This window comes from Haloarcula sp. CBA1127, from assembly GCF_001485575.1.
Taxonomy (GTDB): Archaea; Halobacteriota; Halobacteria; order Halobacteriales; family Haloarculaceae; genus Haloarcula.
Genome location: NZ_BCNB01000006.1, coordinates 1,056,924 through 1,079,176 on the forward strand (window position 1 = coordinate 1,056,924; position 22,253 = coordinate 1,079,176).

The following is a 22,253-nucleotide window of genomic DNA, read 5'->3' on the forward strand; positions in this document are numbered from 1 at the left end:
CCAACGAGCTTAGTCGTCGGATTCGTCCCGGGCCAGCCCTTCGAGGACGTACTCCGCCGCAGTCCGGGTCGTCGCCAGCGGCACGTCGTGAACGTCACAGATGCGCAGGAGCGCCGAGATGTCCGGCTCGTGGGGCTGTGCCGTCAGCGGGTCCCGGAGGAAGACGATGCCGTCCATCCGGCCCTCGGCGACTTCCGCGCCGATCTGCGTGTCGCCCCCCATCGGCCCGCTCTCCTTTCGCTCGATGGTGAGATCGGTCTCTGCCATGATGCGCTTGCTCGTCGTGCCGGTCCCGACGAGGTCAAACTCCGAAAGCGTTGCTTCGTAACTCTGTGCCAGGTCGATCATCTCGGGCTTCTCGTCGTCGTGTGCGATGAGTGCGATGCGGGTCATATCTGTGGCTCTCGGGCCACCGTCTTATGTCATTTGGACGGGGACGTGTCAGCGCCGGTTACCCGTCGACAGAAACCTCACCGTCAGCCGTTATCGTCACGTCGTGGCCTTCGACAGCGAACGTCAGCGACTCCGTCGTCCTCTCCCCGACGACTGCACGGAGTGACTCGGTGTCGACGTATGTATCCAGCCCGTCAATATCATCTGCATCCAGATCTGTCGCTTCGAGCACCGCATCGGCAATAACATCTTCTGCGGGTTCGGGGCTCACCCAGTCGTCGGACCCCTCCGTGGCCCGGTTCCGCAGCATATACACAGTCCCCTCGTTCGAGCTCATATTCCAGCATACGCTCCCTTCTCTTATAACAGCGGATGAGCGGTTTCACTGTCTGAAGTAACCGGTGTGTCGATGACAGACCAGACGCTACGTCACACACTGCTGGCTCAAATGACGCAAAACACAGCTATTCGGCAAACTGTCGCCCTCAGACCCACTACAGCGGGTCCCACCACCCTCGCTTTCTACCAACCGGAACCCGTTCTTGTTCCGATTACTCCGGCGGTGAGCCGACAAGCGGCCGCTCAGGGGCCGCCAGCGTGTTCTGTACCAGCGTTCGCGTCCCACGACGGAGCCGCTCCGAGGCGGCCTGACTGGAGATCCCGAGCTCCGCGGCGAGGTCCGAGAGGGAGGACTCCCGCGGGACGGTGAAGTACCCACGATTGAGCGCGAGCAACAGCACTTCTTGCTGTGGATCCGTCACGCCGAACTGGGGAGAGGCTTCCGTGTCGTCGGTGATTGTCTGAATGTCGATGTTGATATCACTGGACACGAGCACGTCACGGAACGACAGCACCGAACTCTTCTCGGGGAACCGGGCTCGAAACACCCAGTCGTCGCCGGTCTGTGCGGCACCGAGGAGGAATCCGTCCGCGTTCAACAACGCTTCTCCGATCGTATCGATTATCGTGTCAGTTGTATGCAGGGTATACCAGTGACCATCTCCTTCTGCCGCTACATGGGCATAGTCGGTGATACTCTCGTCCTGGGCCAGATTCGCTTCGATGGCGGGCCGTTCGACGGGGCCAATCCAGGCGACGGCACGGCAGTCGCCGCTCTCGCAGTGAAGTCGCTGTATCCGTATCGCCGCTTTACTCAGCGTTTCAGCTGTTCGCTGCAAGAGGGGGGCATCGATGTGAAATTCTACTATCATGTCTCACTGTCACGCAGCAACGATGATAAACCCCGGTCAGACAGTTGTCGTACCTGAAAACGGTGCTTGTGTAATTTCCGGGTACTGAAGGCTAACGGCAGTGTGGACCGGGGTATAGTTGCTTCAAGCACCAATTGACAGCACTCAGGAAATCCACTTAAATTCACAGCATGGCCTACCATGTCTCGGACGATGAGACACGTCTGGGACTGCGATTACATCTCAGAGATTCTCACCCTGATACGACCCTTCGTACGTCCCCTCGTGAGCGGCGTCAGCGAGCACGAGTTGTGCGATCCGCGCGCCCTGCTCGAGTTCGATCGGGTGGTGGACCTCCAGTAGCCCCTCGCCTCGCCCCTCGTAACCGGCGTCCCAGACAGCCGTATCGAGCATACAGGAGTTGCGGAGCAACGACGACCGGGGAAGGAGAAAGCCGATGTGTCCATCCGGAATGACAACCCGGTCGGCGTACTCGACGATGTAGCCGCCGCGGTCGAGGTGATAGATACCGTCGTCAGACTCGATTTCGTGCCGGTCGCCGACGGTCTTGCCGCCGCGTTCGATGCGCCCCGGCTCGCTCTGCTCGTAGATCGAACCGAGCGTGAGGTCGACGCCGTTCGGTTGTACCTGCGATTCTCTCAGGTCGCCGAGAGCATCGGCGACGAACCGCCCACTTTTGAACATACGCGGTTCTGTGCGAGTGTCGTGGAAAGAACTGCCGGTCTGGCCGACCGCTGTCCCGACCTGTTGACTCGCTTCTGAGTGACGGACGGAACGGGTTTTTATATGAAAAATACGACGGAATACGCGGGATTTATACCGCCGCGCCATCCATTGACGCACGTTATGGGACAGACGCTTACGGAAAAAATTCTCGACGACCATCTCGTCGAAGGGGAACTTACACCCGGAGAAGAGATCGGAATCGAGATCGATCAGGTGCTGACACAGGACACGACCGGGACGCTCGTCTGGCTGCAGTTCGAAGCGCTGGGCCTCGAAGAAGTGCAGACGGAACTGGCCGCCCAGTACTGTGACCACCAGACCTATCAGTTCGACTTCAAGAACACCGACGACCACCGCTTCCTCCGCTCTGCGGCAGGCACGTTCGGGGCCCACTTCTCGCGCCCCGGCAACGGTATCTGTCACAATGTCCACAAAGAGAACTTCGCCGAACCCGGCAAGACGATGCTCGGGTCCGACTCCCACACACCGACCCCCGGCGGCCTCGGCGAACTCGCCATCGGGTCCGGTGGCCTCGACGTCGCCGTCGCGATGGGTGGCGGCGCCTACTACATCGAGATGCCGGAAGTCGTCAATGTCCGCCTCGAAGGCGAACTGCCAGAATGGGCCACCGCCAAGGACGTCATCTTGGAGCTGCTCCGCCGGCTGTCGGTCAAGGGCGGCGTCGGCAAGGTGCTTGAATACACCGGTCCCGGCGTCGAGACGCTGACCGTCCCCGAGCGGACCACCATCACCAACATGGGGACCGAACTCGGTGCCACGTCCTCGATCTTCCCGACGGACGACCAGACCAAGGACTACCTCGAACGCCTCGGCCGCGAGGACGTCTTCGAGGACATCGGCCCCGACGAGGACGCCGAGTACGCCGACGAGATCGTCGTCGACCTCTCGGACCTCGAACCGCTCATCGCCGAACCGTCCATGCCTGACAACGTCGTCCCCGTCAGCGAAGTCGAGGGCGTTGACGTCGAGCAGGTCATGATCGGTTCCTGTACGAACGGCGCATACGAGGACATCCTCCCGGCCGCGAAGATGCTGGAAGGGCGCAACATCGACAAGAAGACCGAGATGATTGTCGCTCCCGGTTCCAAGCAGGCCTCCGAGATGCTGGCCCGCGAGGGCTGGACCGCGGAGATGATGGCCGCTGGCGTCAACTTCTCCGAGGCGACGTGTGGTGCCTGTATCGGCATCGGTCACGTCCCGGCCTCCGACTCCGTCTCCCTGCGGACCTTCAACCGCAACTTCGAGGGCCGCTCCGGTATCGAGGACGACAACGTCTACCTCTGCTCGCCGGAAGTCGCCACTGCGGCGGCCATCAAAGGCGAAATTGTCGATCCGCGCAACCTCGCCGACGAACTCGGCGACCTCGATGCCCCCGGTCTGGAGATGCCCGACCAGTACATCGGCAACTCCGAGTCGGACCTCATCGCGCCGGAGAACGCCGTCGACGACGAACTCATCAAGGGCCCGAACATCGGCGATGTGCCGCTGAAGGATCCGCTTGAGACCGAAGTCGGTGGTGAAGCTCTCCTGAAGATGGAGGACAACATCACGACGGACCACATCATCCCGGCCACACAGGACATCCTGATGTACCGGTCGAACGTCCCGAAACTCTCCGAGTTCACGCTCTCGCGTGTCGACGACACGTTCGCGGAGCGCGCACTCGACGCTGACGGCGGCGTGCTCGTCGCTGGCGAGAACTACGGTCAGGGCTCCTCGCGCGAACACGCGGCCCTGTGCCCGATGTACCTGGGCATCGAGACCGTCCTCGCACAGAGCTTCGCCCGCATCCACAAGGCGAACCTGTTCAACTTCGGTATCGTCCCGCTCACCATCGACGAGGAGACCTACGAGAAGATCGAGCAGGGCGACGACATCGAGATCGTCGACGACGCGGCCGAGGCCGTCAAATCCGGCCAGGAAGAGTTCACCATCCGTGTGAACGACGACTGGGAAGCGACCGGCCAGCTCGACGCCTCCGAGCGCGAGCGCGAGATCCTCGCTGCCGGTGGCAAGCTCTCACACACGAAGCAGCAGCACGACGAAGGCGGCGCTGCACCTGCAGACGACTAACGCGAGAGTCTAAGCGGAGCGAAGACTCTCGGTATTGCGAACGGCGCTTCGCGCCGTGAGCAAGCGAGGTCGCGAAGCGACCTCAAATCCCGGAGCGGGACCGTAGGTCCCGCGACGGAGCGATTCCGAGCGTAGCGAGGAATCGATTTCAGGTCGAACGGCGCTTTGCGCCGTGAGACAGCGCGGTCGCCTTCTGACCGCGGTTTTTTTTATCGAGAAACGAACCCTAGTACCACGTTTCCTTCAGATAGCGGGACACCGGAACCGCAACAGCGCCATACAGATCAGGCCCACTCCGTAGCCAGTACTGCTTCACTCTGGCGTATGCAGTCATCTCTAACAGAACCTACGTCTAGTACAACTCGGCAGCGATAGAAAAGTTTGGAAAGAGGGGTGGGGGTGGGGGTGGTGGCACCCAAAACGGGTGCACTTACATATAGACTCGTCAGACTAAAGAACCTTCCGGAGTTCTAACTCTGGCCCGGCCTGATTGATGCATGAATTATCAGCACCTATCGACAAACAGTCAGAAAGCGCGGTATCTTCGGTCGGCGGTAACACATATGTATGTCCATACCGAAGTACATACGTGACAACGGTTGCTCCTGACGGACCGGAGACGCCGGATACGCCAGTGGTTCGGCGCGCCGTCCGCGCGGACCTCATCGAGATCCACCGCATCGAGCAGGCGTCGTTTCCACAGCCGTGGCCGTTTTCTGCACTGGAGAGCTATCTCGGCGAAACGGGGTTTCTCGTCGCCGAAACCGGCAATGACGATGATGACCCGCCCGCTGTCGCAGGCTACGTCGTCGCGGATACGGTGCCGAACCACGGTACCCCGCTCGGCCACATTAAGGATATCGCGGTCCGGCCGGCGTACCGACGGCAGGGGGTTGCGAGCGCGCTGTTGACCCATGCGATGGAGGTTATCGACGAGACGGGTGCTGGCTCGGTCAAGCTGGAGGTCCGGGCCGACAACGACGGCGCACGAAGGCTCTACCGGCGCTTCGGGTTCGAGCACCGCAAGACGATTCCGAACTACTACAGCAACGGCGAGGACGCCTTGGTGATGGTCCGTCTGCTGTAGGCGTTCTGCCTCACTCCGCTGTTTTATGTTCCCCCCTTCCAGCCTCGGCGAAGAGCGGGAACACAGGTCTGAAACGACCCCCGCTCCGAGACCCCGACTGCATATACGGCTCCGCATCCACGCTTTGCACACCGATGGGATACGCCTGTCCAGTGTGTGACGACCCGCAAGCCGATGACGTGCATCTGGCGAACCACCTCGCGTTTACCGCGATGACCGGCGGCGACGACCACGAAGCGTGGCTTGACGAGCGCGTCCCCGAGTGGGGCCAACTCGGCGAGGACGAACTGTCCACCGAAGTCGTCGAATACGCCGAGGAGACGGAGTTCCCACAGGTGTTCGAGGACACCGTCGACCGCAGCGATGGTGGGCATAGCCACGACCACGCGCACGAACATGGCCACGGCGACCTCCCGCAGGGCGCGGACCGTCACCGGGGATCGAACGCGCTCAGCGACCACGACAGCGAGGTGCTGGCCGAGGCTCGGGATCTGACGCGTGAGATGTTGCGCGACAGCGACGACGAAACCGATTCGGACGCCGGTGACAGTGACACGTCGGAGTCAGACGCTGGCGACGACACCGGCGCGAACGGAGACGAAACCGAATAGTCCCGCCGGCAGCAAGGAGAGGTATGGACACTGAGGGGCAGTTTGCGCCGGCATCGGCAGCCAAGGCCCGCGAGCGCTATGAAGCGTTCGGGCCGACAGCGCAGGTCGTCGTCAAGGAAGTCGCGAAGGCGATGGGTCTCGACGCGGAGGCCTACGAGGAACGGGTCACCAGCGAGGTGGTCGAAACTGCCCGCGACGTGCTGTTCGCGGAATCGCTGGCAGTTCAGGTCGGTTCGATGGCGGAGTTCGAGGAATGGCGCGAAGACACGGACTGTGTGGTGTCGCTGGTCGGCGCGGAGAACGTCGACAACGTCGTCTGGCACGCCGCGCCCTTCGCGGAGCAGGCCGTCGCGGCGACGTTTCAGGACGAACGCCGTGCTGCTGTTGGGACGCTCCGTCGTCAGGCCTTCGGCCGCATCTACCGCGAGGTCGTCTGATGCGCCCGGTCACACGGAACACCCTGCTGGGCATCATCGCCGTCGTCGTGCTGTTGCTGGCGCTGGGTGCGCTGCCGGGCCTCCTCAAGAGCGGGGACCCCTACTACACTGTCGCCACGCCGACCGACGGCGAGTACAGCGTCGACAACGGCACGGCGGTCAACTGGAGCAGCCAGTCTGAGCGGCGCTTCCCGTACACGAGCGCGGCGCTTTCCGACGCATCCCCGTCGACGGCCGGGCAGTCAGAGCCATACTGGCGAGGGCCGGTCGGATTCAAGGGTGCGTTCACCCACTCCCCCTTCGATGAACGCGACGCGCTCAGCCAGCAATACGACGGGGCTGTGACCGACGACGGTGTCGTCGTCCGGCACAACGGCACGTTTTACCACGTCGCGGTCCGACAAGACGTATGACCCGCGAACCGGCCCACGAGTGGCCTATCGTTGAGAGCGAACGCGAGTACGAGACCGGCTGGTACACCGGCGGCTACGACCGGGTTCGCCAGCCCGACGGCTCCGAAAAGGACTACTACTGGGCTGAACTGCCCGATGCGGCCGTCGTGGTCGCCACGACCGGCGACGAACTCGTCATGGTCGACCAGTATCGCCCGACCATTCGTGAGCAGTGCCTCGAACTCCCGGCCGGCATCGTCGAGGACGACGAATCCTACACGACCGCCGGTGCACGCGAACTCCGCGAGGAGACCGGCTTCGAGGCTGCCGGCGTCTCACTTATCGAGGAGTTCTCGTGTTCGACCGGCGTGCTCCGGCACCGCCGTGGCATCGTCTTCGCTGAGGGACTCGAACCGGTCGACCGAGAACTGGACGATAACGAGTTCCTCTCGGTGACGACTGTGCCCATCGACGAAGCGCTGCAGGTCGCCCGGCGCGAACCGGCCAACGACGCGACCATCGAAGGCATCCTGCTGGCACAGGCTGACGGCTTGCTGTAGCCGGTGAAGGTTTAGGTATCGCCCGCTAGCGGCTGGATATGGACGGCGAAATCGACGCCGACGAGCTGCGGTCGAAACTCGACGAGGAGACGGTCCGGGTAGTCGATATCCGCTCACCCGGCGCGTTCGAGCGAGGCCACATCCCCGAGAGCGAGAACGTCCCGTTCCCGTCGCTCGTCGACGAAGTCGAACGGTTCGAAGGCGACGACGAGGTCGTGACAGTGTGTCCGAAAGGCAAATCTAGCGTGCAGGCCGCCCGGCTCATCGCGTCGTACGAAGGGTTTGATGGCGACGTAGTAAGCTTTGAACCCGGTCTGAACGGCTGGGACGGCCCGCTGGAGCGTGCCGAAGATGAGGAGACGCCGGCAGACACTGCGGCTGCTGATGGGGACACCGACGAAGGCCCTGCTGCACCGTTTTAGCTGCTGTTCGGAGTGAAATGGTGGCTCAGGAAAAGTCCATCGTCACAAGGGGCTCAGCGGGGGTAACATCTCGTCATCGCCACCGTTACGCTGTAGCAAGTCGGGGCTAAAAAGGAATCCGTTCTAGGAGCGGGACCTTTCGACTACGTGATTCAGTTGTCGTTGCATGGAATCAGACAGCGTCTGAATTCGCCCAATACCCTGGCCGCTTCTACCAGCGTCGGCCCAAGAACCAACGTGTTTGATCTTACGCAGTCGAACGGACACTATCCATTTCGGTTTAACCTACAATAGCCACGATCTAACACTGTACCAATTCTAATATTCAGTAGAATATTGATATTCTATCCCCCAGACAGGATTGCAATTCTAATAATAAGCAGAATATTTTAACTAGATGGGGTTCAAGCACATTCAATGAGAGATGGGTACGATCTTCCGCCAGATGCACCAGGACAATATATGCCGCTTCGGACCGACCAAAGTCTCCCGAAAGCGTACTTTCCAAACAAACTTCCACCTACTTTCGACCTGTCTGCTGACGTTATTGACGAAGTGTCGCAGGCGATGTGGTCCCTCGGTCGATTAGAAGGGCTTGGCAGTGAGATCGACAATCCTGGTGCTGTGTTCAGCTCGTTTGTCTACAAAGAAGCGGAACAGTCGTCGCAGGTCGAAGGAACAGCCGTGACTGTGTCTGACCTCTATCGATACGATGTCGACGAGCTCCAGATTCAAGAGACAGTCGAGAGTGACCACGAAGCCGATGTCAGGGAAGCTCGAAACTATATTAGTGCTCTCGATGATGCGATCTCGTTTCTCCAGACAGCCGGTATCGAACGGCAAAGCATCACGACGGAACTCATCAAGTCGCTTCATGAGCGGTTACTAATCACGGGACGGTCGGACGGGGAGGATCCACTACCGGGCGAATTTCGACCGGGATTCACTGCAATCGAAGAGCAAGGGCCACACGGTGTCGGGACACAGATTCGGTTCATTCCGCCGAAGCCAGATACGGTTCCGGGGCTGATGGACGATTTAACACGATTTGTCCAGCAAGGCTCTGATTGGCCCGTTTTGGTCGATATCGCAATAGCTCACTATCAGTTCGAAACGATTCACCCGTTCAAAGACGGTAACGGACGGGTGGGACGACTGCTCGTCGTCCTCATGCTCGTCTCAAGTGGGGTCCTCCATTACCCGATGCTCTATCTCAGTTCGCACATCGAACGACACCGAACTGAATATGCCGACAGATTGCTTGCCGTGAGCGAGGACGGTGACTGGGACGGTTGGCTTCAGTTCTTCCTCCGGGGTATCCGCGAGCAAGCACAAGAGGCGTTTGTCCGAGCAAAACTGCTCGTCGACAAGCGGAAAGAGTACGAATTTCGATATTCGGACGCAGCGACATCGGTCCGTCGCCTCTCCCTCGCGCTGTTCGAAGATCCGTATTTTACCGTCCGGGAAGCCAGCGAACGAATCGACGTTGTGTACCAGACGGCAAACAACGCTATCGAAACGCTCGTAACAGATGGTGTTGTGGATGAAATAACCGGAAACGACCAGAACCGCGTCTTCAGAGCTGCCGAAATCATGGATATCGTCGAACGGCCCGCGAGCCAACTTCCTGAGTCCGGTGAACTTGTTGATGTCGAGCAGGCGTGGAGGCTACCCGAGCGATAAGTTACCCTCTTGTTGCTGCAGTCGTTCGCTTGTTCGCAGCGGAGCGACATCGTACGTGACGCACAACGATTTCACCGTGGATCACAGCATCTATTAATAGAAACTGGGCCCCAGCGGGGGAACATCTCGTCATCGCCACCAGCAGGTCGGAGTTCCCCACTCGGGAAAAGTGCATCCGTTGCGGACGACATGGACGGACCGGGCTGACAGTACCTGTCGCTGGCAGGGACGTTGCTGCTCGGAGCGAATCGCACCACTGTGGATTCCGACGGTAGCGATACGGTCGTCTATATAGCGAACATATAAAATACCTATACGACGACAGCAAACACTCCGGCTGAGTGTCCGTGTCTATCACCGAGACAAGCCAGCCGCGGATCGAGCAGGCGCTCGCTGTCGTTCAGCGAGAGATCGACTGTATCGAGGCTGAACTGACGGCGTTCAGGCGTTTTCGGACCCAGCTGGTATCTATTGAGCCGACGGCCCAATCCGCGGGCTCTGTCGATACGTCTGCGGGTGGGATGTCGACGCTCAGCGCCCGACAGCCGAAACCAGAGACGAGTCTGCGTGCCGTCCGGGAAGCCTACCGCGAGACGGTCATGGCTGTGCCACACTTCGAGGCCGAGTACGACGACTCGCTGGAAGCGAATCTGTCGATGGAGTTCGGGCCGGAGCTCGGCACGCAGATCGCCACGGGAACGCGCTTGACGTCGCAGTTGTACGAGGCACTGCTGACCGCGAGCGAGGGGGCACGCGACGAACGCGAGACGCTGCTCCCGGCGCTCGAACGCGAACGGGAGTCGTTACAGTCGGTGCGAGCGACGCTCGACGACTGTGAACGCCGCGGGGCCGCACTGGGTGCGAACGCACGGCGAACGACCGACCCAGCCCGACTCGACACTATCGACGACCAGCTCGCCGAAATCGAATCTGACTGCGAGACGGCGGCAGCGACCCGCCAGCAACAGCTTCACAGCCGGTCGGCTGCTGCCCTCTCTGGTATTGACGGGACCAGCCTCGTCCGGTATCTCTACGGCGACTGTCCGGTGACGTGTCCGGCGCTCGCTGACACTGTCGACTGTCTCGACACGATCAGGCGGCATCGTCGTCACTGCATCGTTTCGACAAGCTAAGGCCACAGAACGGCTGTCTCTAGCTTTTGTTGTGCCGAGTGGTCAGGACTGCGGACGGGGCGCAGCCTTCTGGAGGGCGCTCTCGGCGATGTTGCCGCCGTAGTCGGCGGTCCGGGACAGGGAGTCGACGATTAGGCCCAGAACTTGGGCGCTCTGTGGGTCGAACTCGCGGATCTGGCCATCGACCTCGCGGGCAGTCTCGTCGACGTCGGGGATCTGACTCCGGGCCCCGTTTGCCAGCTCGACGGCCTCGTCGGAGTCTTCGGTCAACAGGGCGTCCATCGCAGTCTCGGGGACTGCAATGGCCTCGGCTTCCAGCTGATCGAGAAGCTCGGCCGTTTCGCCGGTGATCTCCCCGATTTCCTGGGAGAGGCTGGCGATCTTGGTCGCGTGGTCGGCAATACGCTCAAGCTGGCGGGCACTGGACTGGAAATCGAACACAGTCTCACGCGGGAACCCGATCTCGTTCGCTGCCGTTGGATTTCGGAGGACGGTTCGGAACACGCGTGAAACCATGTACCAGAGGCGGTCCACGTCGTCGTCGCGTTGCATCACGTCCGCCGCGAGGTCGTCGTCATCCTCGATGAGCGCCTCGACGGCATCGGAGAGCATCGTCAACGAGACCAGCCGCATGCGTGTGATCGCGTTGTGGACCGACAGCTCCGAGGAATCCAGCAGGTCCTGCAGGACGACCCGGTCGGTCGTTTCCTCAATCATCTCCAGACCGACCAGTCCCTGTGTCGCATCACGGATGATGCGTCGCTGTTCGGCCGTTATCCGAGTCGCTTCGAGCTGGATGATGTCGAAGCCGCTGACGTACATCGTCATCACCGCCCGTGTGAGTTCGTGCCTGTTTTCGAGTCCTTCCACGTCGAGACTCCCCTCAACGCGGCCGTTGTCCCGCTGTGGAGCGAGCAACAGCAGGTCCCGTTCGGCGTGGAATTCGACGACGCTGCCCGCGCTCACGTCGTTTTCTGTCGCCCACTCTTTGGGGAGGGAGACGGTGTATGTCGACCCGCCTGTCACCTGGACCTTGCGTGTCTCCATGTGGCTGGCACTCGTTCACGGGATGATATAAATCCACTCATATCTATATACTATATCCAAGCTCTAATATTTGAGGATATATTATCCGGATAACCGTCGCTTCGGCGACGATATTCGCCGGTATAGGTGATTCAAACGGCTGAAAAAGCTATATTCGGCTACTCGCCCATATGCGGCGTATTCAGGGCTTTGAAGGCACAATGGCGACGTGTTCGCCGATATATGTCTGCCTATTTGTGGGTGTTTAGCATACTATATCTATATAGTAATAACCCAATAGATATAGCTATCTTAGCAGGTTACTTATTACCTGTCTTGCTGGACTCTGGTGATGGCGCACGATCCAGACGGGCTGTCAGAGTTCGTATCGCGGCGGAAATTCATCGCAACGACGGGTGCGACCAGCATCGCTGCAATCGCTGGCTGTTCCAGCGGCAGCGGCGACTCCGAGTCGGACGGGAGCGCCGGCGAGAGTGCGGACACCGAAGCGGTGTCGACGGAGATGGAAGCGACTGAAAGCACCGACGAGGGGGGTAGCTCCGGCGGGACCAGCGCGCTCGAATCCGGCGGCTCCTCGACGGTGTACCCCATCGCGAACACGGCGGCCTCCTACTGGAACGCCAACCGGCCGGCCAGCGACACCGAGTACTGGCCCCACGGCGAGTACGACATCGACACGGACCAGAATCTTGCCGACTACTGGGCAGGGCTCTATGGGTTCGAAGCCGGCGGCGAGGACGGCCCGCCGTTCCAGTTCACGGTCGGCCTTTCCCACTCCGGGACCGGCGTCGAGAAGGTCATGAACGGCCAGAACGACGTCGGCAATTCCTCCGGGAACGTCGAGGACGAACTCCCAGACCGGGACTCCTACGACCAGTTCATCGACCACGTCGTCGGCGTGGACGGCCAGCCGCTGGTCGTCTCCCAGGAGATTGCCGACGCCGGCGTCGAGCAGATCACCGGCGACCAGCTCAAAAGCCTCTACAAAGGTGAACTCACCAACTGGAGCGAACTCGGCGGTCCGGACCGCGAGATTCAGGTGCTGGGCCGCGTCAAGGGCTCCGGAACCCGAACATCGTTCGTTTCCAACGTCTTCGGCAACCCCGAAGAAGACACCTCCGTTGCCAACCGCTACGGCCAGAACCAGCGCCTCGCACAGGCCATCGCACAGGCCGACAACGCTATCAGCTACCTCGCGCTGGCGTTCATCGACACCGACGGGCTGGCCCCCATCTCGCTGAAATGGGAGGGGACAACCTACAGCTATCAGGACGACCAGAACGGTCTCGACTCGAAGGCGTACCCGCTGTCGCGCGACCTCCATATGTACACGTGGGAAGGCACCTCGGAGAAAGAGGCCGCGGTCATCAACATGATCCTGTCCGACTTCGGCCAGGACACCTTCGTCGCGCCGAACAACTACTTCAAGCTCGGCTCGCGCCGCCGCGAGGAAGAGCGCGCCAAGCTCCCCGACCAGGTGTAATCGGCCGCGACTGTGAGTCGTCGGATGACTATCGACCGTGCCGGTCGATTTTCCATACTATGACAGAGGACATACCTACGACGGAGGGCGAGACGGTGTCGAGCGGGGACAGAGCCGACGGGTCGACGCTTGCTGTCGGCGCGGTCGCGACGACGCTGGTGGCGACGATTCTCGTCTTCCTGTTTCGCCCCGCTCTTGCGTTGCCCATGCTGCTGGCGTTCGTGTTTGTCACGGCGGTCGGCTGGGTCACCTATCAGGCCGAGATTGCACGACTGCTCACGCTGGTCGCGACGGTCCTCACGGTGCTGACCGTCGCGTTCATCACGTTCTTCCTGTTCGCGAGCGCGCTGCCGGCGTTTCTCGAACACGGGACCGGACTGCTACTGATTCCGGAACAGGGCGGGGAGGCTCGGTGGTTCTTCTGGCTCGAAACCGTCCTGCCGTCGGCTTCGACGTTCTGGAACCCGCTCAGCGGGGCGTATTCGCTGATCCCGATGATTTGGGCGACGGTGGTCGTCACCGTCATCGCGGGCGCGGTGGCGGGGCCGCTCGGCCTGTTTGGCGCGCTGTTCATCGCCGAGGTCGCCAGTGACCGGCTGCGGGAGATAATCAAGCCCGGCGTCGAAATCCTGGCCGGAATTCCCTCTATCGTCTACGGGTTCATTGGCTTTCAGGTGCTGAACGGCTTCATTCAGACGAACTTCCTCGATGACGGGGCGAGCTTCCTCATCGCGGGGATCGTCGTGGGCGTGATGGCGCTCCCGACAGTCGTCTCCGTCGGCGAGGACGCTCTCTCCAGTGTTCCCCAGTCGATGGGTGACGGCTCCGTCGCCATGGGCGCGACCGAGTGGCAGACGATGAAAAGCATCTCCATCCCGGCGGCGTTCTCGGGTATCTCCGCGGCCGTCATCCTCGGTCTGGGCCGGGCCATCGGCGAGACGATGGCCGTCGCCGCAATCATGGCCTCCGGGACGCAGTTCGCCGACCCACTGTTCGATATCTTCGACGCGAACGCGACGCTGACCAGCCTGATTGCGACCCAGTACGGGAGCGCCTCCGAGAGCACCGTCGACGTGCTGTTCGTCGCCGGGGTCATGCTGTTCGTCATTGTCGCCGGGATGAGCATCGTCTCGCAGTACATTGAGCGACGTATGCAGCGGAAACTGAAGGGGCAACAATGAGTGACGCCTACGCGACGACAGACCGACTCGTCAGTGCGGATTCGAACAGCTACGACCGGGGACTCGATACGGCGATTGCGCTGAGCGTCGTCGGCTTCACGCTCGGACTCATCACGCTGGTGAATCTGGTCCCGCCTGGTGCCAGCGGCAGTGCCCTCACCACGGCGCTCGGGACGCTACTTGCTGTCGTCGTCGGCGCGGTCGGGGTCACCGGCCTCGCCTCCTACACCAACGTCGTCCCGGTCACCTCACAGCGAGTGCGGGGCATCGGGCTGGGCCTCGTCGTTTCGACGCTTGCGCTGACCGCGCTTGCCGCGGTCCTTCCCGTGACGATGGCGACGCTGCTTGGAATCGTGTTGCTGGCCGAAGCGCTGGCGATCACTGCTGCCGGTGTCTCCTCCCGGCTCGAACTCGTGGACACGGAACCGAACATGAGCGCCGGGCTGCTCTCCGGCAGCGCGCTCGGCGCGGTCGGCCTTGCTATGGGGGCTGCCATCGGCGGTGCGCTCACCAGTGCCGGCTCACTGCTGTGGCTCGTCGGGGCTGTCGTCGCCGGCGTCGGGTTGTTCTTGCTGGCGATTCTCCCCCGTGAAGACCTCGGTTCGACGCTTCCGACAGCCATCGTGGTCGGCGCGCTCGGACTGACAATCGTAACCGGCACCATCGGCGTCGGCTGGCAGTGGAGCCCGCAGACCCTCTCCGGTGGCTTCACCGGCGGCGCGGTCATCCCCGTGTTCCTTCTGGTCGGGACGCTCCTGTCGGCCTGGTCGGCCGCCAAGTGCCGGGCCGGGTTCGGTGCTCGGGGTCGCGAGTACGGGGCCTTCCTCGTCATCAACCTCAACGCCTTCCTGATGGTGGCCGTGATGGCGACCATCGTCGTGTTCGTGACCGTCAAAGGCGTCGGCTACGCCTTCCACGGGCTCTCGGTCGGCGCGCTCACCGCACTGGTCCTCCTGACGCCAGCCCTGCTCGCCGCGGTCCAGTTCGCTCGCACACCTGCGGGCACGAATGATTGGAACAGCGGCGCTCGACAGCTATTCCGGGTCCTCCCACTGGCGGCAGTCGGCGCGCTTGCCGCGACGTTTGTGAGCGTCCTCGTCACTGGGTCCTCGCTACGCTACTCCTATGCCTACACTGTTCAGGTCAACCGCCAGGGACAGGCACTCGATACGGCATTCGCGGTGACGCCTGACACGACAATCGGAACACTACTGCTGATCGCGCCGGCGGCGCTGCTCGCAGTTACCTTCTTCCGTTCGTTCGGTTCGCTCAGAAAGGTCGGGACACAGTCCGCGCGGGCCGGCTCGATTCGACAGGCCGTCCCGACCGCGGTTCTCGCGCTTGTCGTGCTCACTGGCTTCTTTATCATTCTCGGCCCCGCTCCGTTCGGCCTGCCCCTCGGCAGCACGCTCGGAGTCGCCGCCGCCGTCTCCGGGTCGGTCGCCGCAGGCGGCCTCGCGGTCTACCCGCTTATCGGCGTGCTCACGAGCGACGGACCGACACTCGCGGACAGCGCACAGTCCGAGGCCCCGCTGTTCACGCTGGGTGTGTTCGGCGGGCTCGGGCTGCTGCTGGCCGCACTGTTGCTCCAGCCAGTCGCCGGGATCAATCCACTGGTCGGCCCGGTGAACCTCGTGCCGGCAATCGCGCTCGGGGCCGCGGTGGCCTCGCTCGGACTGGCGACACTCACGACCGTCGCAAAGCGCTCCAGCGAAGAGACGATCACCCGCCGGCTCCTCACCGAGGAGACGCGACTCGGCCTCGTCGGCACGGCCGGCTTCACCGCGCTGGTCGGCCTGCACGTGGCTGTTACCGGTACGTCGTTCAACGTTCTCGGCGTCTCCATCGCCAACGAGGGGAGCCTCTCGTGGCCGATGGTGATGCAGGCCTACATCCCGCTGGGGGCCGAGCCCGGCGGTATCATGCCCGCGATCATCGGTACGGTGTGGCTGGTCGTCGGTGCGACGCTGTTTGCCGTCCCGCTGGGTGTCGGTGCCGCGGTGTTCCTCACCGAGTACGCCGAGCAGGGCCGGTTCACCGCGCTCGTCGAAATCGCAACGAACGCGCTCTGGAGCACGCCGAGCATTGTCTTCGGCCTGTTCGGGGCGGCGTTCCTGATTCCCCGGCTGGGCGGCGACGAGTCGCTTCTGGCCGGGATGCTGGTCCTTGGGTTCATGCTCCTGCCGCTGGTGCTCATCACCTCGCGGGAGTCGATCAAGGCCGTCCCCGACGAGTACCGTGACGCCAGCGCGGCGCTGGGTGTGACCCAGTGGGAGACGATTAAAAGCGTCGTCCTGCCGGCGGCGATGCCGGGCGTCATCACCGGCGTTATCCTCGGCGTCGGCCGCATCGCCGGCGAGACCGCCCCGCTCATTCTCGTCCTCGGGTCGACGCTGAACGCGACGGCTGCCGTCGATGTCATCGGCGGCTTCCGTTTCGTCTCGGGACCACCGTTCATCGCCAACGACGCCCTGCTGTCGGCCTCGGCGTCACTACCGACGCAGGTGTGGGCCGTCATCGCAGCCGGGGTGTCGGGGTCGCCAGAGATGGGGTGGGCGACGGCGTTTATTCTGCTGATGGTCGTTCTGACGTTCTACGTGGTCGGTATCACGGCGCGGACGTACTTCCGGAGGAAACTCAACTATGAGTGATAGCATCAACACGGAGACGAGCACGGACACGCAAACGAACGGCGAACGGACGGTCGAAACCGCATCGCCGAGCGCTGAGACGACGGCCGGTGAGAGCGAAGAGCAGGTCCGCGAGGAGTGGCGGCACTACGAGTTCGACGGCGACACGAAGCTCTCGGTCGAGAACCTCGACGTGTGGTACGGCGACGACCACGCGCTCAAGGACGTCTCGATGGAGATCCCGGAAAACAGCGTCACGGCACTCATCGGCCCGTCGGGCTGTGGCAAGTCGACGTATCTGCGGTGCCTGAACCGCATGAACGACCGCATCAAGGCTGCCCGTATCGACGGCTCGGTCGAACTAGAGGGCACCGAGATTTACGACCCCAACGCCAACCTCGTCGAACTGCGCAAACGTATCGGGATGGTGTTCCAGTCGCCGAACCCGTTCCCGAAATCCATCCGGGAAAACATCTCCTATGGCCCCCGCAAGCACGGCGACATCAACAAGGGCCTGCTCGCGCGTCTGTTCGGCCGCGACGACACGGAACAGGAGGGCGAACTCGTCGAGCGGTCGCTGAAACAGGCCGCCCTGTGGGACGAGGTCAGCGAGCGTCTCGACGACAACGCACTCGGTCTCTCGGGCGGCCAGCAACAGCGGCTCTGTATCGCCCGCTGTCTGGCGGTCGATCCCGAAGTCATCCTGATGGACGAGCCGGCGTCGGCGCTTGACCCCATCGCCACGTCGAAAATCGAGGACCTCGTTGAGGAACTGTCGAAGGACTACACCGTCGTCATCGTCACCCACAATATGCAGCAGGCCGCCCGCATCTCAGACCAGACTGCCGTGTTCCTCACCGGTGGCGAACTCGTCGAGTACGACGACACGGACAAGATCTTCGAGAACCCCGAGAGCCAGCGCGTCGAGGACTACATCACCGGCAAGTTCGGGTGACCTATGTCACGAGAGTCGTACCAGCAAGCACTGGACGAACTCCGGGAGCACGTGGTTGAGATGGGCTATCTCGTCGTCGAGCGGCTCGAAGCGGCGCTCACTGCGCTCCGGACTGTCGACCGGGAGATGGCGCAGTCTGTCATCGACGGCGACGACGAGATAAACGAGCTGTATCTGGCCCTCGAAGCCGACTGTATCGACCTCTTTGCCCTCCAACAGCCGGTCGCGACCGACCTCCGCTTTATCGCCGCCTCGTTCAAGATTATCACCGACCTCGAACGCATCGCGGACCTCGCCACGAACCTCGCAGCGTACGCACAGTCGGCTGACCGTCGACTCGCTCCCGAGGTCGACGTCGATACGATCGGCGGCGAAGCCACCGAGATGGTCGAGCGCAGTATCGACGCCTATCGGCGTGAGGATGTCGAGGAATGCCGCGCTATCGCGGCTGACGACGATGCGCTCGACGCGCTCTGCCAGCGGGCCAGTGAGACCGTCGCTCGGGACCTCATCGAACGAGAGGCCGACACGAATGACGGCTGGGCGGTCGAGCAGTTGCTTGATGATGTGTCCCGACTCCTGCTGACGGTTCGAGACCTCGAACGCGTAGGCGACCACGCGGTCAACATCGCGGCACGCACGCTATACATGGTCGAAACCGACTCCGAACTCATCTACTAAGCATGGACACCCGAAAGATACAGACCGTCGGCGGCGGCACGTACACCGTTTCACTGCCGAAAGAGTGGGCCGAATCGGAGAACTGTACGGCCGGGACGACGGTGAACCTCCACACGCACATCGACGGGTTGCTGGTGATTCAGACCCCCGAGTCCCGGACGTCAGCGCGGAACCGCGTCGCGCTCGAAGCCGGGACCGACGACCCGGCCGAGATAGAACAGTTGCTTCGAGCAGCCTACGCCGCTGGTGTCGAATCCGTCGTCCTTGAAGTCCCCGATGGCTACACCGACGAACAACTCCGGGCCATCGAACGCGTCACCCGGAACCTGACCGGCGTAACCATCGCCGAGGAGACCGAAACGCAAGTGACGGTCCAGACGTTGCTCGACGCCGGCGAGGTGTCGGTCAGGCAGTCGGTTCGCCAGCTCCAGTTCGTCGCCCTGTCGATGCACCGGGACGCGATGGCCGCGCTGACGACCGGGACGACCAGCGACCGGTGGGCCGACCGCGACGAGCAGGCTGACCGGCTGTACGCCACGATCGACCGCTACTTCGAGCGGGGACTGGCACGACTTGACGAGATCGATGCGCTCGGGCTGACGCGTCCGGAACTGTTCACCCTCTGGGGGACCGCGAACGAACTCGAACGCGTGGCCGACCATGCCGAGCGAATCGGCACTATCGCCGACCAGCTCGACGGCCAGCCGGGGCGGACCATCGTCACAGCCCTCGAAGATATTGCTCAGGACGTTCGCACCGTCGTTGAGGACGCTGTCCGTGTGATCATTGGCGACGCCTGCGTCGCTACTGCTCGACAGACGCTGGCCACGCGCCGGGCCGTCCGCCAGCGGATAACCGACCTCGACCGACAGCTGTTCGAAGCCGGCGACGCCGACTACCGGCTCACGCGTGCTCTCGATAGCCTCTCCAGAACAGCGGAACACGGCGGCAACATCGCCGAGTTCGGGCTTCGAATGGCCGTCCGCGACGGCGCGCTCACGGCTGACAAAGCCGGTACTGACGAGGCGAACGCACCGAGTTCGACAGCCGAAACGGAGTCCTGACGAACGCACAGCACACAAGGGCCATCGGTTCCGACACTTGCTATGGTCGACTGGGACGTGTATCTCGTCACGCAGGCGTCGCTCTCGGCGGGCCGGGCAACCGACGAAATCGTCGCGGACGCGATCGACGGCGGCGTCGGCGTCGTCCAGCTCCGCGAGAAGGACCGAACCGCGCGCGAACGCTACGAACTTGGTCGGGAACTGCGAGAACTGACCCGCGAGGCCGGCGTCACGTTCGTCGTTAACGACCGTATCGACCTCGCACAGGCTATCGACGCAGACGGCGTCCACCTCGGAGACGACGACCTTCCCGTTTCTGTCGCGCGAGATCTTCTCGGTGACGACGCGGTCATCGGGCGCTCGGTCTCGACCGTCGAAGACGCCGAAGCGGCCGCGGCCGCCGGCGCGGACTATCTCGGTGTCGGCGCGGTGTTTGCCACTGGCTCGAAAGACGACATCGACGACGAGGAGTACGCCGTCGGCACCGACCGCGTCGCCGCTATCGCCGAGGCAGTGGACATTCCCTTCGTGGGTATCGGCGGCGTCACGGCCGAGAACGCTACCGAAGTCGTCGAAGCCGGAGCCGACGGCGTGGCTGTTATCACCGAAATTACGAAGGCCGGCGACCCGACGGCGGCGACTGAGGCATTGCAACGCGCAGTCGAACGCGGTCGGTAGCACCGGAGTCCGTCGGCGACTGTGCGCACACTCCTGAACTAGCCCAGCGAAAGGGGGACGAGACACTCCCGACACAGCACAGCGGTCAGCCAACGATGAACTCGGGCGCAACGACGGACGCAACGACGAGGCAGAGGAACACAAGAATCGCGACGGAGCGGAGGACACCGGCCGTTTGCCGCCGGCTTGCCGGCAGCGCTTCGGCAATGCCAGCCATTCCTGTCCCGATTACCATGACGAGCAGCCAGGTAACTGGAGATCCGTCCACAACCCAGCCGTAGAGATACAGGCCGGCGAAGATGAGTGCGCCGGCGGCGTGGACGAGTGAAATGGGGCGTCCGGACGGCTCACTAAACAGCGTCTCGCTGATACTGGAGGGCATCGCCGACGTATTCTCATCGAGAAATAATAAACAGCACTGGTACTTGCCCAATAGCGCCGACCCGGTCCCGACAGCGAACGGTTCTGGCTGGGTCCGATGTCCTGTGGCTACGCCGACTGCTGCAGCTTCTCGCGCAACTGTCGCTCGGTGACGTGGTATTTGAACGCCGGCGAATCGTTGACGAGGACATACGGGACGCGCTCGCCGTACTCCTCGCGGAGATCGGGGTCTTCGTCGACGTCGACAAGGTCCAGTTCGATGGCGGCCCCCTCGTCGTCGGCGACCCGTTCGATTGTCTCGATGGCCTCCTCACAGAGATGGCAGTCCTCGCGCGTGTAGACGGTGATCGACACGTCGCTCATCACTGGAACACGGGGGCGACGGCATAAGACTCTCACTCTCTCGCCGGCGATGGGTTTCAGTGTCTCGCGCCCGTAACTGTGCCAATGACAGGCTGGACTATCGAAGATATGCCCCCGCTGAGGGACCGAACCGTGGTCGTGACTGGCGCGAACAGCGGGCTGGGACTCGAAGGCTCGAAGGCGTTCGCTCGCAGGGGCGCGACGGTCGTGATGGCCTGCCGGAGCGTCGAACGCGGTGAATCAGCCGCCGCGGAGATTCGGGACGCCGTTCCGAATGCGACGCTTGATGTTCGAGAGTGTGATCTGGCCGACTTATCGAGCGTCGCGTCGTTCGCCGACGGCCTCCGGGCCGACTACGACGCTGTCGACGTTCTCTGTAACAACGCCGGCGTCATGGCGATTCCCCGGAGCGAGACGGCCGACGGCTTCGAGACGCAGTTCGGCGTCAACCATCTGGGCCATTTCGCACTGACTGGGCACCTGCTCGACCTGCTTGGGGCCGCCGACGGCGAATCCCGAATCGTCACGCAGTCCAGCGGCGCGCACGAGATGGGCGAAATCGACTTTGATGACCTGCAGCGCGAGCGCTCCTACGGGAAGTGGTCCGCCTACGGTCAGAGCAAGCTTGCCAACCTCCTCTTTGCCTACGAACTCCAGCGGCGGCTGGGTAACCACGGCTGGGACGACGTGCTAAGCGTCGCCTGCCATCCGGGGTACGCCGACACAGACCTCCAGTTCCGCGGGCCACGGGAGATGGGGTCGACGCTGCGAACCGCGGCCATGGGCGTTGCCAACGCCGTCTTCGCCCAATCAGCCGAACAGGGCGCGCTGCCGATGCTGTACGCCGCCACCGCCGAGGATGTCATCGGTGGGGAGTACGTCGGGCCCGGCGGCCTGTTCGGTATGCGCGGCTCGCCCGAGTTCCAGCAGTCCAACGACGCTTCACAGGACGAGGAAACCGCCGAGCAGCTCTGGGCGGTCTCGACCGACCTCACTGGCGTCGAGTACGACTTCGAGCGCACCTGAGGACGGTCGACGGTG

Annotated in this window: 23 protein-coding genes and 1 pseudogene; 17 read left to right on the forward strand and 7 right to left on the reverse strand. The window is 62.6% G+C overall.

What is annotated here, in order from left to right; genetic code table 11:
* Positions 1-9: 9 nt before the first annotated feature.
* The 4 genes and pseudogenes from AV059_RS09995 to AV059_RS10010 all read right to left on the reverse strand — a co-directional run.
* A complete protein-coding gene (locus tag AV059_RS09995) occupies positions 10-393 on the reverse strand; it encodes a methylglyoxal synthase (RefSeq protein ID WP_058994272.1) in 384 nt (127 codons plus the stop codon).
* Between the two features lie 58 nt (positions 394-451).
* A complete protein-coding gene (locus AV059_RS10000) occupies positions 452-730 on the reverse strand; it encodes a HalOD1 output domain-containing protein (protein ID WP_058994273.1) in 279 nt (92 codons plus the stop codon).
* A 214-nt stretch (positions 731-944) separates the two neighbouring features.
* Positions 945-1,604, reverse strand: a complete 660-nt coding sequence (locus AV059_RS10005; RefSeq protein WP_005537411.1) for a helix-turn-helix domain-containing protein — start codon at positions 1,602-1,604, stop codon at positions 945-947.
* 222 nt (positions 1,605-1,826) lie between these two features.
* Positions 1,827-2,309 (reverse strand): annotated as a pseudogene (locus tag AV059_RS10010) (deoxyuridine 5'-triphosphate nucleotidohydrolase); the annotation flags it as partial.
* A 141-nt stretch (positions 2,310-2,450) separates the two neighbouring features.
* Here AV059_RS10010 and AV059_RS10015 point away from each other — a divergent pair.
* The 9 genes from AV059_RS10015 to AV059_RS10055 all read left to right on the forward strand — a co-directional run bounded on the left by AV059_RS10015 (position 2,451) and on the right by AV059_RS10055 (position 10,749).
* Positions 2,451-4,424: an aconitate hydratase gene (locus tag AV059_RS10015; RefSeq protein WP_058994275.1), complete on the forward strand. Its 1,974-nt coding sequence runs from the start codon at positions 2,451-2,453 to the stop codon at positions 4,422-4,424.
* A 589-nt stretch (positions 4,425-5,013) separates the two neighbouring features.
* Positions 5,014-5,511 carry a ribosomal protein S18-alanine N-acetyltransferase gene (rimI, locus tag AV059_RS10020; RefSeq protein WP_058994276.1) on the forward strand — a complete coding sequence of 166 codons (498 nt, stop codon included), beginning with the start codon at positions 5,014-5,016 and terminating at the stop codon, positions 5,509-5,511.
* A 134-nt stretch (positions 5,512-5,645) separates the two neighbouring features.
* A complete protein-coding gene (locus AV059_RS10025) occupies positions 5,646-6,122 on the forward strand; it encodes a DUF5810 domain-containing protein (RefSeq protein ID WP_058994277.1) in 477 nt (158 codons plus the stop codon).
* Between the two features lie 23 nt (positions 6,123-6,145).
* Positions 6,146-6,559: a DUF5809 family protein gene (locus tag AV059_RS10030; protein ID WP_058994278.1), complete on the forward strand. Its 414-nt coding sequence runs from the start codon at positions 6,146-6,148 to the stop codon at positions 6,557-6,559.
* Positions 6,559-6,972 carry a hypothetical protein gene (locus AV059_RS10035; RefSeq protein WP_058994279.1) on the forward strand — a complete coding sequence of 138 codons (414 nt, stop codon included), beginning with the start codon at positions 6,559-6,561 and terminating at the stop codon, positions 6,970-6,972. The genes AV059_RS10030 and AV059_RS10035 overlap by 1 nt, the downstream gene beginning before the upstream one ends.
* A complete protein-coding gene (locus AV059_RS10040; protein WP_058994280.1) occupies positions 6,969-7,511 on the forward strand; it encodes an NUDIX hydrolase in 543 nt (180 codons plus the stop codon). Before AV059_RS10035 ends, AV059_RS10040 begins: the two co-directional genes overlap by 4 nt.
* Before the next feature lie 38 nt (positions 7,512-7,549).
* On the forward strand, positions 7,550-7,933 hold the full coding sequence (locus AV059_RS10045) for a rhodanese-like domain-containing protein (protein ID WP_058994281.1): 384 nt from the start codon (positions 7,550-7,552) through the stop codon (positions 7,931-7,933).
* 417 nt (positions 7,934-8,350) lie between these two features.
* Positions 8,351-9,616 (forward strand): Fic family protein, encoded by a 1,266-nt coding sequence (locus tag AV059_RS10050; protein WP_058994282.1) that lies wholly within the window; start codon positions 8,351-8,353, stop codon positions 9,614-9,616.
* Between the two features lie 347 nt (positions 9,617-9,963).
* A complete protein-coding gene (locus AV059_RS10055) occupies positions 9,964-10,749 on the forward strand; it encodes a hypothetical protein (RefSeq protein ID WP_058997550.1) in 786 nt (261 codons plus the stop codon).
* A 42-nt stretch (positions 10,750-10,791) separates the two neighbouring features.
* Here AV059_RS10055 and AV059_RS10060 read toward each other — a convergent pair whose 3' ends face one another.
* Positions 10,792-11,796 (reverse strand): phosphate uptake regulator PhoU, encoded by a 1,005-nt coding sequence (locus AV059_RS10060; RefSeq protein ID WP_004958590.1) that lies wholly within the window; start codon positions 11,794-11,796, stop codon positions 10,792-10,794.
* Between the two features lie 331 nt (positions 11,797-12,127).
* Between AV059_RS10060 and AV059_RS10065 the strand changes: the two genes are divergently transcribed.
* Genes AV059_RS10065 through thiE form a run of 7 tightly spaced genes read left to right on the forward strand, consistent with a single transcriptional unit; the run spans position 12,128 to position 20,468 of the window.
* Positions 12,128-13,279 carry a substrate-binding domain-containing protein gene (locus AV059_RS10065; RefSeq protein ID WP_058994283.1) on the forward strand — a complete coding sequence of 384 codons (1,152 nt, stop codon included), beginning with the start codon at positions 12,128-12,130 and terminating at the stop codon, positions 13,277-13,279.
* Positions 13,280-13,338: 59 nt separating this feature from the next.
* Complete coding sequence (gene pstC, locus AV059_RS10070; protein WP_058994284.1) at positions 13,339-14,460, forward strand: phosphate ABC transporter permease subunit PstC; 1,122 nt, start codon at positions 13,339-13,341, stop codon at positions 14,458-14,460.
* On the forward strand, positions 14,457-17,111 hold the full coding sequence (gene pstA / locus AV059_RS10075) for a phosphate ABC transporter permease PstA (RefSeq protein WP_058994285.1): 2,655 nt from the start codon (positions 14,457-14,459) through the stop codon (positions 17,109-17,111). Before pstC ends, pstA begins: the two co-directional genes overlap by 4 nt.
* A complete protein-coding gene (gene pstB / locus AV059_RS10080; RefSeq protein ID WP_058994286.1) occupies positions 17,104-18,045 on the forward strand; it encodes a phosphate ABC transporter ATP-binding protein PstB in 942 nt (313 codons plus the stop codon). The genes pstA and pstB overlap by 8 nt, the downstream gene beginning before the upstream one ends.
* A 3-nt stretch (positions 18,046-18,048) precedes the next feature.
* Entirely contained in the window at positions 18,049-18,726 is a 678-nt protein-coding gene (phoU, locus tag AV059_RS10085; RefSeq protein ID WP_058994287.1) for a phosphate signaling complex protein PhoU, read from the forward strand.
* 2 nt (positions 18,727-18,728) lie between these two features.
* A complete protein-coding gene (locus AV059_RS10090; RefSeq protein ID WP_058994288.1) occupies positions 18,729-19,790 on the forward strand; it encodes a phosphate uptake regulator PhoU in 1,062 nt (353 codons plus the stop codon).
* Between the two features lie 42 nt (positions 19,791-19,832).
* Complete coding sequence (gene thiE / locus AV059_RS10095; RefSeq protein WP_058994289.1) at positions 19,833-20,468, forward strand: thiamine phosphate synthase; 636 nt, start codon at positions 19,833-19,835, stop codon at positions 20,466-20,468.
* An 85-nt stretch (positions 20,469-20,553) separates the two neighbouring features.
* Here thiE and AV059_RS10100 read toward each other — a convergent pair whose 3' ends face one another.
* Both AV059_RS10100 and AV059_RS10105 read right to left on the reverse strand, forming a co-directional pair.
* Complete coding sequence (locus AV059_RS10100; protein ID WP_058994290.1) at positions 20,554-20,850, reverse strand: hypothetical protein; 297 nt, start codon at positions 20,848-20,850, stop codon at positions 20,554-20,556.
* A 107-nt stretch (positions 20,851-20,957) separates the two neighbouring features.
* Positions 20,958-21,212 (reverse strand): glutaredoxin family protein, encoded by a 255-nt coding sequence (locus AV059_RS10105; protein WP_058994291.1) that lies wholly within the window; start codon positions 21,210-21,212, stop codon positions 20,958-20,960.
* 84 nt (positions 21,213-21,296) lie between these two features.
* On the opposite strand from AV059_RS10105, the gene AV059_RS10110 reads away from it, so the two are divergent.
* Positions 21,297-22,238: an oxidoreductase gene (locus AV059_RS10110; protein WP_058994292.1), complete on the forward strand. Its 942-nt coding sequence runs from the start codon at positions 21,297-21,299 to the stop codon at positions 22,236-22,238.
* Positions 22,239-22,253: the final 15 nt, after the last annotated feature.

Bases quoted from the DNA above. Each gene is read 5' to 3' on its own strand.
- pstB (WP_058994286.1), top strand. From the start codon at position 17,104: ATGAGTGATAGCATCAACACGGAGACGAGCACGGACACGCAAACGAAC.
- AV059_RS10040 (WP_058994280.1), top strand. From the start codon at position 6,969: ATGACCCGCGAACCGGCCCACGAGTGGCCTATCGTTGAGAGCGAACGC.
- AV059_RS10065 (WP_058994283.1), top strand. From the start codon at position 12,128: ATGGCGCACGATCCAGACGGGCTGTCAGAGTTCGTATCGCGGCGGAAA.
- AV059_RS10005 (WP_005537411.1), bottom strand. From the start codon at position 1,604: ATGATAGTAGAATTTCACATCGATGCCCCCCTCTTGCAGCGAACAGCT.
- AV059_RS10035 (WP_058994279.1), top strand. From the start codon at position 6,559: ATGCGCCCGGTCACACGGAACACCCTGCTGGGCATCATCGCCGTCGTC.
- phoU (WP_058994287.1), top strand. From the start codon at position 18,049: ATGTCACGAGAGTCGTACCAGCAAGCACTGGACGAACTCCGGGAGCAC.
- pstC (WP_058994284.1), top strand. From the start codon at position 13,339: ATGACAGAGGACATACCTACGACGGAGGGCGAGACGGTGTCGAGCGGG.
- AV059_RS10000 (WP_058994273.1), bottom strand. From the start codon at position 730: ATGAGCTCGAACGAGGGGACTGTGTATATGCTGCGGAACCGGGCCACG.
- AV059_RS10060 (WP_004958590.1), bottom strand. From the start codon at position 11,796: ATGGAGACACGCAAGGTCCAGGTGACAGGCGGGTCGACATACACCGTC.
- AV059_RS10025 (WP_058994277.1), top strand. From the start codon at position 5,646: ATGGGATACGCCTGTCCAGTGTGTGACGACCCGCAAGCCGATGACGTG.
- AV059_RS10050 (WP_058994282.1), top strand. From the start codon at position 8,351: ATGAGAGATGGGTACGATCTTCCGCCAGATGCACCAGGACAATATATG.
- AV059_RS10015 (WP_058994275.1), top strand. From the start codon at position 2,451: ATGGGACAGACGCTTACGGAAAAAATTCTCGACGACCATCTCGTCGAA.
- thiE (WP_058994289.1), top strand. From the start codon at position 19,833: ATGGTCGACTGGGACGTGTATCTCGTCACGCAGGCGTCGCTCTCGGCG.
- AV059_RS10030 (WP_058994278.1), top strand. From the start codon at position 6,146: ATGGACACTGAGGGGCAGTTTGCGCCGGCATCGGCAGCCAAGGCCCGC.
- pstA (WP_058994285.1), top strand. From the start codon at position 14,457: ATGAGTGACGCCTACGCGACGACAGACCGACTCGTCAGTGCGGATTCG.
- AV059_RS09995 (WP_058994272.1), bottom strand. From the start codon at position 393: ATGACCCGCATCGCACTCATCGCACACGACGACGAGAAGCCCGAGATG.
- AV059_RS10105 (WP_058994291.1), bottom strand. From the start codon at position 21,212: ATGAGCGACGTGTCGATCACCGTCTACACGCGCGAGGACTGCCATCTC.
- AV059_RS10110 (WP_058994292.1), top strand. From the start codon at position 21,297: ATGACAGGCTGGACTATCGAAGATATGCCCCCGCTGAGGGACCGAACC.
- AV059_RS10045 (WP_058994281.1), top strand. From the start codon at position 7,550: ATGGACGGCGAAATCGACGCCGACGAGCTGCGGTCGAAACTCGACGAG.
- AV059_RS10090 (WP_058994288.1), top strand. From the start codon at position 18,729: ATGGACACCCGAAAGATACAGACCGTCGGCGGCGGCACGTACACCGTT.
- AV059_RS10100 (WP_058994290.1), bottom strand. From the start codon at position 20,850: ATGCCCTCCAGTATCAGCGAGACGCTGTTTAGTGAGCCGTCCGGACGC.